This is a genomic window from Myxococcus llanfairpwllgwyngyllgogerychwyrndrobwllllantysiliogogogochensis (assembly GCF_006636215.1).
GTDB lineage: Bacteria > Myxococcota > Myxococcia > Myxococcales > Myxococcaceae > Myxococcus > Myxococcus llanfairpwllgwyngyllgogerychwyrndrobwllllantysiliogogogochensis.
This window is the reverse complement of record NZ_VIFM01000764.1, coordinates 1-448: the sequence shown is the minus strand read 5'-3', so window position 1 is coordinate 448 and position 448 is coordinate 1. Positions and strand designations below refer to the sequence as shown.

Below are 448 nucleotides of genomic sequence, written 5' to 3'. Positions count from 1 at the left end.
ATCGACTACCTGCGCAACTACGCCGTGCTCAACGTGAAGGACCGCCTCGCGCGCATTCCCGGCGTGGGGCAGGTGCCGATCTTCGGCGGCGGCGACTACGCCATGCGCGCCTGGCTCGATCCGCAGAAGGTCGCGCAGCGCGGCCTCTCGGCCGGCGACGTGGTGGCCGCCATCCGCGGGCAGAACGTGCAGGCCGCGGCCGGCGTCGTGGGCGCATCGCCGGGCCTGCAGGGCGTGGACATGCAGCTGTCGATCAACGCCCAGGGCCGCCTCGCGACCGAGGAGGAATTCGGCGACATCATCGTCAAGACGGGCGCCGACGGGGCGGTGACGCGGCTGCGCGACGTGGCCCGGCTGGAGCTGGGCGCGGCGGATTATTCGCTGCGCTCGCTGCTCAACAACGATCCGGCCGTGGGCATGGGCATCTTCCAGGCCCCGGGCTCGAACG

General features: G+C 71.9%; 1 protein-coding gene. It reads left to right on the top strand.

Annotated features, from left to right (window positions below; all coding sequences use genetic code 11):
- A partial coding sequence (locus tag FJV41_RS50400; RefSeq protein WP_141649619.1) for an efflux RND transporter permease subunit occupies positions 1-448 on the top strand: 448 nt, incomplete at both ends.